Genomic DNA, 9,880 nt, shown 5'->3' on the forward strand with positions numbered 1-9,880 from the left:
TAATATGGTTCATGGTACGCATAATGCACTTAAAGATGACAGAAATGATAGCATTTTAATTTCCATTAATGATCAACTTTTTGAAAGAAATGAAGCTAAAATTTCAGTTTTTGATAGTGGCTATTTAGTTGGAGATGGAGTGTGGGAAGCACTGAGGTTACATCATGGAGTTTTAGTTTTTAAAGAAGATCATTTTAATAGATTATGGCATGCTGCAGCGACAGTAGGTATGCATTTACCCTTTTCAAAAGATGAGTTAGAAGCTAAAGTTAAACATGTACTGGATGCGAATCAGATGACTGATGGAGTTCATGTTAGAATTATGGTAACTCGCGGCATTAAAAAAACACCATCCCAAGATCCGAGGTTAACCATTTCTGGTCCAAATGTTGTTATTATTCCAGAGTATAAAACAGCTTCCGTTGCGTCAAAGGAAAAAGGAATCACGCTTTTTACAAGTACTATACGAAGAGGTTCACCAGATTATTTAGACCCAAGATTAAATTGTCACAGTAAACTGCACGAGGTGCAGGCACTAATACAAGCTATCGAAGCTGGTGCAGATGAAGCTTTAATGTTAGATATTCATGGTTTTGCAGCAACTTGCAATGCGACCAATTTTTTTATTGTGAAGGGCAATGAAGTATGGACATCTACTGGCAAGTATTGCATGAATGGTATTACACGAGCTAAAGTTATTGAAGTTTGCAAGGCTAATGATATAACATGTTGCGAAAAGGATTTTTCACTTTTTGATGTTTATGGGGCTGACGAAGCTTTTGTTACTGGAACTTTTGGTGGTTTAACACCTGTTACAAAAATTGATGGCAGAGTAATTGGAGATGGAAACTATGGAAATATGACCAAGACATTAAGTGATTTATATAATCAATTAATAAATGCTACAGTAAGTAATGCAAAAAACTAAACGCGTTTGTTTGTGGTCTGGACCACGCAATATTTCAACAGCTTTAATGTATTCCTTTGCACAGCGTGGCGATACCAAGGTCTTTGATGAACCTTTATATGCTTATTATTTAAAACGTCATCCACAAGCACATAGTTATCATCCAGGAACAGAAGATATACTAGCAACGATGGAAAATGATGGCTATAAAGTTGTAGATATGATGCTAAATGATAATGAAAAAGCTGTATTGTTTTTTAAGCACATGACGCATCATCTTCTCGATTTGGATAGGTCTTTTATGCATAAAACCATTAACGTTATACTTACAAGAGACCCAAAAGATATGCTGCCTTCTTTAGATAAGATTATTAAGAATCCAAAGCTAGAAGATGTTGGTTATAAACTTCATATTGAATTGTTAGAATATTTTCAGAAAAATGATATTCCGTTCACAGTATTAGATTCTAAAAGAGTGCTTGAAAACCCAAAAGTCGTTTTATCAAAATTATGTGAGTTTATAGATATTCCTTTTGAAAAATGTATGCTGTCTTGGAAAGCACAACAATTGCAAGAAGATGGTATTTGGGCAAAATATTGGTATTCTAACGTTCATAAATCTACAGGTTTTATAAAATACAGACCAAAAGAAGAACCTTTTCCAGAACATTTGAAACCACTCTATCAGGTAAGTAATGTTTATTATCAAAAGCTGTTAAAATATGCACTTTAGCTCTTAAAAGAATGATAAATCCAATCTTAAAAGACTAAAATTTAAGTATATTTCGTTCTAAATCTATGAGCTTGAAAAAAACTGTAATCATACTTATTTTAACTGTTTTCTGTTTTAAGGCAAATGCCTCCTATATTCTTATTCCTATGGATGCAGAATCTCAAGAAAATCACTTAAAAGCTTATGGAATAACCTATTGGACGTTAGAACGTGAGTTAAAAGTAAATTGGCTTCTAAACTATAGAGGTGGTTCATTTTTATTGCCATTTGCTGAGATTATTCAGCGCGAATGTCAAATTAGAGGTGTCTCTTTTGAAGTAATTTCAGATACAAAAGCAGCTAAAATTTTAGAAGATATTGCTAGTCCTTCGGTGAATCAAGAAGCTGTAGTTTTAGAGAAAGCACCTAAAATTGCTGTTTATACACCTTATGGTAAACAACCTTGGGATGATGCAGTAACTATGGTATTGACATATGCCGAGATTCCTTATGAAACGATTTACGATGAAGAAGTTTTAAAGGATGAATTACTGTTATATGATTGGTTGCACTTGCATCATGAAGATTTTACAGGGCAATATGGTAAATTCTATAGATCATACAGATCAGCAGCTTGGTATATTGAAGAAAAAAAGCGAGCAGAAGAATTAGCAAAGAAACTTGGTTACAATAAAGTTTCTGAAGCAAAACGAGATGTAGCATTAAAAATTAGAGATTATGTTGTTGGTGGCGGATTTATGTTTGCCATGTGTTCTGCTACAGATAGTTTTGATATTGCTTTGTCAGCTGAAGGTGTAGATATTTGCGAGCCAATGTTTGATGGTGATGGTAGTGATCCAGGTTATCAAAACAAAATAGATTACTCAAAAACATTTGCCTTTAAAGATTATACGCTAGAGCGTAGCCCAAATGTCTATGAATTTTCTTCAATAGATATGACAAGAAAACGTCAGATTCCATTTCAAACAGATTATTTTTCGTTGATGGAGTATTCAGCAAAATGGGATCCTATTCCAACAATGTTAACACAAAATCATACAGCTTTAGTAAAAGGTTTTATGGGACAAACAACTTCTTTTACAAGAGAAGAAATTAAATCTAATGTTTTGGTTATGGGAGAAAACAAAACCAATGGAGAAGCCAAGTATATTCATGGCATTAAAGGAAAAGGCTTCTTTACGTTTTATGGTGGTCATGACCCAGAAGATTACACACATAGAGTAGGAGATCCAAAAACAGAATTAGACTTACATCCTACATCACCAGGTTATAGATTAATACTTAATAATGTCTTATTTCCTGCTGCTAAAAAGAAAAAGCAAAAAACCTGATGAAGTTTTTTCAAAAAGAATTGAGATTAAAATCATTTTCTAGAGGTTTTCATTTAATCACTCATGAAGTTGTAAATGCGCTTCCAGAGATGAAAGGAATAACTATTGGTCATCTACAAGTATTTATAAAGCACACATCTGCAAGTTTAACTATTAATGAAAATGCAGATCCAACTGTGAGAGAAGATTTTGAAAGTCACATGAATGTCTTAGTGCCAGAAAATCAGCCTTATTATAAACATACGTATGAAGGTGCAGATGATATGCCTGCGCATATAAAAGCATCTTTAATGGGTACATCTGTACAGATACCAATTACAAATGGTAAACTCAATCTAGGAATATGGCAAGGTATTTATCTTTGTGAGCATAGAGATTATGCTTCAGGGAGAAATATAGTTATCACAGCTTTTGGAAACTAAAGAGAAATAAAAAACAAAAATCCGATTCGTAAGAATCGGATTTTTTATAAGCGAAATGTTGTTATTAATTTGGCTAAAAGCCCTTATTTAACTTTGTTTACTATTGCTTCAAAAGCTTCTGGGTGATTCATAGCTAAATCTGCAAGAACCTTACGATTCAATTCGATATTGTTAGCTTTTAATTTCCCCATAAACTTAGAATAGCTCATTCCATGTTGTCTTGCACCTGCGTTAATACGCATAATCCATAACGCACGGAATGTTCTCTTTTTGTTTCTGCGGTCTCTGTACGAGTATTGCATCGCTTTGTCTACCGCATTTTTTGCTACTGTCCAGACGTTTTTACGTCTTCCCCAGTATCCTTTTGCTTGCTTAAGAACCTTTTTTCTTCTAGCTCTTTTTGCAACTGAATTTACTGATCTTGGCATTTCTTTAAATTGTTTTTTGTAGTAGGCGGCAGATAAACTGCACTTGCTAAATTTTTTTGCCTAACTCCAGGGTTTATAAATAATTTTAACCGGTAAAAGTGTTATTACTTTAAACGTAACATTACTTTTACATTTTCTTCGTCAGCCTTATGTACCGTAGTATCATGAGTTAACGCAAGCTTACGCTTCTTAGACTTTTTAGTTAAGATGTGACTCTTAAAAGCGTGCTTTCTTTTAATTTTACCAGTGCCAGTTAGTTTGAAACGTTTCTTAGCACTCGATTTTGTTTTCATTTTAGGCATTTTGTCCTAGATTTAATTACGTTTCGCTTATTTCTCTACTGAATTAAAATCAGTATTTGTTTTATTTATTCTTCTTCGGAGCTATAAACATAATCATACGCTTACCTTCAAGCTTTGGCATTTGTTCTACTTTACCAAATTCCTCTAAGTCTTGCGCTAATCTTAATAATAAGATTTGTCCTTGCTCTTTAAACACAATAGAACGTCCTTTAAAGAATACGAATGCTTTTAATTTAGCACCGTCTTTTAAGAACTTCATTGCATGTTTTTTCTTAAACTCGTAATCGTGATCATCGGTTTGTGGACCGAATCTAATCTCTTTTACTACAACTTTAGTTGCTTTAGATTTTAACGCTTTGTCTCGTTTCTTTTGCTCGTAAAGAAACTTTTTATAATCCATAATCTTACAAACAGGAGGGTTCGCATTTGGCGAAATCTCCACCAGATCCAAACCTTGTTCGTCAGCCATGGATAGTGCTTTTCTAGTAGGATATATTCCCACTTCTACGTTATCTCCGACAACTCTAACTTCTTCAGATCTAATTTTAGAATTTATGCGATGTTTATCTTCTTTAACCTCGCGTCTATTAAAATTCCTTTTTCTACGTATTGCTATGGCTTTATTATATTTAGTTAAACTCTATTTATTTAGAAGCTTTTTAAGCTTTCCTTTACTTTATTATTTACTAATTCCGAAAATTCGTCTACACTTATTGTGCCAATATCTTCACCACCATGTTGGCGTACAGATATTGTATTATCCTTTTCTTCTTGCTCACCGACAATAATAATATAAGGATATTTTCGCATCTCTGCTTCTCTAATCTTCTTACCTACAGTCTCGTTTCTATTGTCCGCGAGGGCGCGAATTTCGGCATTTTCTAACAAATTTAAAACTTTTTCAGCGTATTTTTCATATTTCTCGCTAACAGACAGCACAATAACTTGCTCTGGCATTAACCAAAGCGGGAAGTTTCCACCTGTATGTTCAAGCAAAATTGCAATGAATCTTTCTAAGCTTCCAAATGGTGCACGGTGAATCATTATTGGTCTGTGTAGTTCATTATCACTACCTTTATAAGTAAGATCAAAACGCTCTGGTAAATTATAATCTACCTGTATTGTACCAAGTTGCCAACTTCTACCTAAAGCATCTTTTACCATAAAGTCTAGCTTAGGTCCGTAAAATGCAGCTTCGCCAGTTTCAACTACAAAATCTAGACCTTTGTCTTTGGCGGCATTTAAAATTGCTTCTTCAGCTTTTTGCCAGTTTTCTTCTTCACCAATATACTTTTCTGGTTTTTCAGGATCTCTTAACGATACTTGTGCAGTAAAGTTTTCAAAACCTAAAGAACCAAATACATATAATACTAAATCAATTACGTTTTTAAACTCTTGGTCTAATTGGTCTGGTGTACAGAAAATGTGAGCATCATCTTGAGTAAATCCTCTAACTCTTGTTAAACCATGTAATTCACCACTTTGTTCATATCTATAAACCGTACCAAATTCTGCATAACGCTTTGGTAATTCTTTGTATGAATATGGTCTACTTTTATATATCTCACAATGATGAGGACAGTTCATTGGTTTTAATAAAAACTCTTCACCTTCAGCCGGTGTATTTATAGCCTGAAAACTATCTTCACCATATTTAGCATAATGTCCAGAGGTTACATATAAATCTTTGTTACCTATATGAGGTGTAACAACCATTTCGTAACCAGCTTTCTTTTGAGCCACCTTTAAGAAGTTCTCTAATCGTTCTCTCAAGGCAGCACCTTTAGGTAACCAAAGCGGAAGTCCTTGACCAACTCTTTGAGAAAACGTAAAGAGTTCTAGCTCTTTTCCAAGTTTTCTATGGTCACGTTTTTTTGCTTCTTCTAATAAGTGTAAATACTCAGTTAATTCTTTCTGTTTAGGGAATGAAATTCCATAAATCCTAGTCAGCTGCTTTTCATTTTCATCACCTTTATAATAGGCACCAGCTACACTAAGTATTTTTACAGCTTTTATGATTCCTGTATTAGGAATATGTCCACCACGACATAAATCTGTAAATGAAGAATGGTCGCAAAAACTGATAGTACCATCTTCTAAGTTGCTTATTAAATCAACCTTGTATTCGTTTTTACCTTTATAATATGAAAGAGCATCGGCTTTAGAAACTTCACGCATTTTAAAATCGTGCTTGCCTCTAGCAATCTCAATCATTTTATTTTCGATTGTTTTGAAATCTTTTTCGGAAACAGTTTGTTCTCCTAAATCAACATCGTAATAAAAACCATTTTCAATAGCAGGTCCAACCCAAAGTTTTACATTAGGATATAATTCCTCCAATGCTTGAGCAAGGACATGGGCTGAAGAATGCCAGAATGCTTTTTTTCCTTCATCATCTCTCCATGTATATAATACAAGGCTACCATCTGTATCTATAGATGTGGTGGTTTCAACAACTGTATCATTAAATTTTGCTGAAATAACATTGCGTGCAAAACCTTCGCTAATAGATTTTGCAACGTCCATCGGAGTAACGCTTCCGTCGTACTCTCTTATAGAACCATTTGGTAAAGTAATCTTAATCATTAAAAATAAACTAAATTTTAGCCCACAAAGATATATCTATATATATAATAGACAAAGTTAACTTTTGAATAAATCAATGAAGGATCAGGTTTCGTTTCGGTTTGGTATGGTATTTCTTTTTGTAGGTTTGATATCATATGTATTAGATAAGTTGTTATTATTCTATTATATGTAACGACAGGGATTAAAGTTCATATAAGTAAATGTATCGTAACAAGCTTACTTGAATAATTAAATGGGATTATGTTATAAATAGCTGTAGAATAGGGTGTTGAGTAATGGTTAGAAAAAAGATTGAAAAAAGGGATAAAAAGATTTGGTGTGTAATGAATAAGTATTCTATATTTGCGCCCCGCTAAGGAGCGAAAGAGGCGAAATTAGCAAGTTCATTTTCATAGAAAGACATTTAAAAAATATTTTTCAAAAAAAAGTTTAAAAGATGTTGTGGGAATAAAAAAAGGGTTTTATATTTGCACCCGCTTAGCGAAATAAGCTAAGAAAAAGTAAAGAAAAAGTTCATTAACATATTGAATTGACAGCGTAAAGAATCGATTGGAAACGATTGATTCACAACAAGAGAATAGATCATAATGAGACCTTGGAAAATTTCAATTTAGTTGTTAAATAATATTTAAGATTTAACGATGAAGAGTTTGATCCTGGCTCAGGATGAACGCTAGCGGCAGGCCTAACACATGCAAGTCGAACGGTAACAGGAAAAAGCTTGCTTTTTTGCTGACGAGTGGCGCACGGGTGCGTAACGCGTATACAATCTACCTTTTACAGGGGGATAGCCTTTAGAAATGAAGAATAATACCCCATAGTATTTATAATTCGCATGTTTTATAAATTAAAGTTTCGGCGGTAAAAGATGAGTATGCGTTCTATTAGCTAGATGGTGTGGTAACGGCACACCATGGCAACGATAGATAGGGGCCCTGAGAGGGGGATCCCCCACACTGGTACTGAGACACGGACCAGACTCCTACGGGAGGCAGCAGTGAGGAATATTGGACAATGGGCGAGAGCCTGATCCAGCCATGCCGCGTGCAGGAAGACTGCCCTATGGGTTGTAAACTGCTTTTATACAGGAAGAAACCTTTCTACGTGTAGAGAGCTGACGGTACTGTAAGAATAAGGATCGGCTAACTCCGTGCCAGCAGCCGCGGTAATACGGAGGATCCAAGCGTTATCCGGAATCATTGGGTTTAAAGGGTCCGTAGGTGGACTAATAAGTCAGAGGTGAAAGCCTGCAGCTCAACTGTAGAACTGCCTTTGATACTGTTAGTCTTGAATTATTGTGAAGTGGTTAGAATATGTAGTGTAGCGGTGAAATGCATAGATATTACATAGAATACCAATTGCGAAGGCAGATCACTAACAATATATTGACACTGATGGACGAAAGCGTGGGGAGCGAACGGGATTAGATACCCCGGTAGTCCACGCCGTAAACGATGGTCACTAGCTGTTCGGATTTCGGTCTGAGTGGCTAAGCGAAAGTGATAAGTGACCCACCTGGGGAGTACGTTCGCAAGAATGAAACTCAAAGGAATTGACGGGGGCCCGCACAAGCGGTGGAGCATGTGGTTTAATTCGATGATACGCGAGGAACCTTACCAGGGCTTAAATGTAGATTGCATTAGGCAGAGATGCTTATTTCTTCGGACTATCTACAAGGTGCTGCATGGTTGTCGTCAGCTCGTGCCGTGAGGTGTCAGGTTAAGTCCTATAACGAGCGCAACCCCTGTTGTTAGTTGCCAGCATGTAAAGATGGGAACTCTAGCAAGACTGCCGGTGCAAACCGTGAGGAAGGTGGGGATGACGTCAAATCATCACGGCCCTTACGTCCTGGGCTACACACGTGCTACAATGGTAGGGACAGAGAGCAGCCACTTGGTGACAAGGAGCGAATCTATAAACCCTATCACAGTTCGGATCGGAGTCTGCAACTCGACTCCGTGAAGCTGGAATCGCTAGTAATCGCATATCAGCCATGATGCGGTGAATACGTTCCCGGGCCTTGTACACACCGCCCGTCAAGCCATGGAAGCTGGGAGTGCCTGAAGTCCGTCACCGCAAGGAGCGGCCTAGGGTAAAATCGGTAACTAGGGCTAAGTCGTAACAAGGTAGCCGTACCGGAAGGTGCGGCTGGAACACCTCCTTTCTAGAGAAAGACGACTGATAGGAAGCTATCATAAAAAAGGAAATAAATTAGGTTTATTCTCTTGCTGTTAATTTAAGATATAAATAATTAAGTAGAGTCTCATAGCTCAGCTGGTTAGAGCGCTACACTGATAATGTAGAGGTCGGCAGTTCGAGTCTGCCTGAGACTACTAATTAAAGGAAATTCTAGAAGTTGGGATTCTAAATTCGTAATTCGGGATTCTAGATAAAGGAATCCAAAGGAATGGGGAATTAGCTCAGCTGGCTAGAGCGCCTGCCTTGCACGCAGGAGGTCACCGGTTCGACTCCGGTATTCTCCACGATCAGCGATAGTCTGAGAAAGTTCATTGACATATTGAAAAAAGATACATGATAATTAGATAGAAATATTTAATAAAACAAAATAATTGTAACGAGCAATTATAACTCATTAAAAAGACAAAAGTACAATAAGCTAAATAAGAGCGTATGGGGAATGCCTAGGCTCTCAGAGGCGATGAAGGACGTGATAAGCTGCGAAAAGCTGCGGGGATTGGCACATACAAATTGATCCGCAGATATCCGAATGGGGCAACCCGGCATATTGAAGATATGTCATCCGAAAGGAAGCGAACCCGGAGAACTGAAACATCTAAGTACCCGGAGGAGAAGAAAACAAAAGTGATTCCGCTAGTAGTGGCGAGCGAACGCGGAATAGCCCAAACCAATATTGTTACGGCAATGTTGGGGTTGTAGGACTGCGATATTTGAGTCAAAGTGAAGTAGAACTGTTTGGAAAGACAGACCATAGATAGTGATAGTCTAGTATACGTAAGCGATGATAAGATAGCAGTATCCTGAGTAGTGCGGGGCACGTGTAACCCTGTATGAATTAGTCGGGACCATCCGATAAGGCTAAATACTCCTGAGAGACCGATAGTGAACTAGTACCGTGAGGGAAAGGTGAAAAGAACCCCGAACAGGGGAGTGAAATAGAACCTGAAACCATACGCTTACAAGCGGTCG

At 36.7% G+C, this 9,880-nt stretch carries 8 protein-coding genes, 2 tRNA genes and 2 rRNA genes; 8 read left to right on the forward strand and 4 right to left on the reverse strand.

Annotated features, from left to right (window positions below; all coding sequences use genetic code 11):
* Nucleotides 1-4 precede the first annotated feature (4 nt).
* The 4 genes from HRU50_RS02235 to HRU50_RS02250 all read left to right on the forward strand — a co-directional run bounded on the left by HRU50_RS02235 (nt 5) and on the right by HRU50_RS02250 (nt 3,393).
* Nucleotides 5-928 carry an aminotransferase class IV gene (locus HRU50_RS02235; protein ID WP_296347697.1) on the forward strand — a complete coding sequence of 308 codons (924 nt, stop codon included), beginning with the start codon at nt 5-7 and terminating at the stop codon, nt 926-928.
* Nucleotides 915-1,640 (forward strand): sulfotransferase family protein, encoded by a 726-nt coding sequence (locus tag HRU50_RS02240; RefSeq protein ID WP_296347699.1) that lies wholly within the window; start codon nt 915-917, stop codon nt 1,638-1,640. The genes HRU50_RS02235 and HRU50_RS02240 overlap by 14 nt, the downstream gene beginning before the upstream one ends.
* Nucleotides 1,641-1,786: 146 nt before the next feature.
* Nucleotides 1,787-2,971: an asparagine synthetase B gene (locus HRU50_RS02245; RefSeq protein WP_296347716.1), complete on the forward strand. Its 1,185-nt coding sequence runs from the start codon at nt 1,787-1,789 to the stop codon at nt 2,969-2,971.
* A complete protein-coding gene (locus HRU50_RS02250; protein ID WP_296347700.1) occupies nt 2,971-3,393 on the forward strand; it encodes a secondary thiamine-phosphate synthase enzyme YjbQ in 423 nt (140 codons plus the stop codon). Before HRU50_RS02245 ends, HRU50_RS02250 begins: the two co-directional genes overlap by 1 nt.
* Nucleotides 3,394-3,476: 83 nt before the next feature.
* Here the strand turns inward: HRU50_RS02250 and rplT are convergent, their stop codons facing one another.
* The 4 genes from rplT to thrS form a co-directional block, all read right to left on the reverse strand.
* Entirely contained in the window at nt 3,477-3,821 is a 345-nt protein-coding gene (gene rplT, locus HRU50_RS02255) for a 50S ribosomal protein L20 (protein WP_073081329.1), read from the reverse strand.
* Nucleotides 3,822-3,925: 104 nt separating this feature from the next.
* Nucleotides 3,926-4,123, reverse strand: a complete 198-nt coding sequence (rpmI, locus tag HRU50_RS02260; protein WP_296347702.1) for a 50S ribosomal protein L35 — start codon at nt 4,121-4,123, stop codon at nt 3,926-3,928.
* A 61-nt stretch (nt 4,124-4,184) separates the two neighbouring features.
* A complete protein-coding gene (gene infC / locus HRU50_RS02265; RefSeq protein WP_296347718.1) occupies nt 4,185-4,739 on the reverse strand; it encodes a translation initiation factor IF-3 in 555 nt (184 codons plus the stop codon).
* A 32-nt stretch (nt 4,740-4,771) separates the two neighbouring features.
* The gene (gene thrS / locus HRU50_RS02270) at nt 4,772-6,709 is read right to left on the reverse strand and encodes a threonine--tRNA ligase (protein ID WP_296347704.1); all 1,938 of its coding nucleotides are present in this window, start codon (nt 6,707-6,709) and stop codon (nt 4,772-4,774) included.
* A 641-nt stretch (nt 6,710-7,350) separates the two neighbouring features.
* Between thrS and HRU50_RS02275 the strand changes: the two genes are divergently transcribed.
* From HRU50_RS02275 to HRU50_RS02290, 4 genes are all read left to right on the forward strand, one after another.
* Nucleotides 7,351-8,876, forward strand: a 16S ribosomal RNA gene (locus HRU50_RS02275).
* 95 nt (nt 8,877-8,971) lie between these two features.
* A tRNA-Ile gene (locus tag HRU50_RS02280) sits at nt 8,972-9,045 on the forward strand.
* Nucleotides 9,046-9,121: 76 nt separating this feature from the next.
* A tRNA-Ala gene (locus tag HRU50_RS02285) sits at nt 9,122-9,195 on the forward strand.
* 127 nt (nt 9,196-9,322) lie between these two features.
* Nucleotides 9,323-9,880: ribosomal RNA gene (locus HRU50_RS02290) — 23S ribosomal RNA — on the forward strand; the annotation flags it as partial.

Origin of the sequence: Winogradskyella sp., assembly GCF_013213835.1 — a bacterium.
GTDB lineage: Bacteria > Bacteroidota > Bacteroidia > Flavobacteriales > Flavobacteriaceae > Winogradskyella.

Bases quoted from the DNA above. Each gene is read 5' to 3' on its own strand.
- rpmI (WP_296347702.1), bottom strand. From the start codon at position 4,123: ATGCCTAAAATGAAAACAAAATCGAGTGCTAAGAAACGTTTCAAACTA.
- HRU50_RS02250 (WP_296347700.1), top strand. From the start codon at position 2,971: ATGAAGTTTTTTCAAAAAGAATTGAGATTAAAATCATTTTCTAGAGGT.
- HRU50_RS02235 (WP_296347697.1), top strand. From the start codon at position 5: ATGGTTCATGGTACGCATAATGCACTTAAAGATGACAGAAATGATAGC.
- HRU50_RS02240 (WP_296347699.1), top strand. From the start codon at position 915: ATGCAAAAAACTAAACGCGTTTGTTTGTGGTCTGGACCACGCAATATT.
- HRU50_RS02245 (WP_296347716.1), top strand. From the start codon at position 1,787: ATGGATGCAGAATCTCAAGAAAATCACTTAAAAGCTTATGGAATAACC.
- rplT (WP_073081329.1), bottom strand. From the start codon at position 3,821: ATGCCAAGATCAGTAAATTCAGTTGCAAAAAGAGCTAGAAGAAAAAAG.
- thrS (WP_296347704.1), bottom strand. From the start codon at position 6,709: ATGATTAAGATTACTTTACCAAATGGTTCTATAAGAGAGTACGACGGA.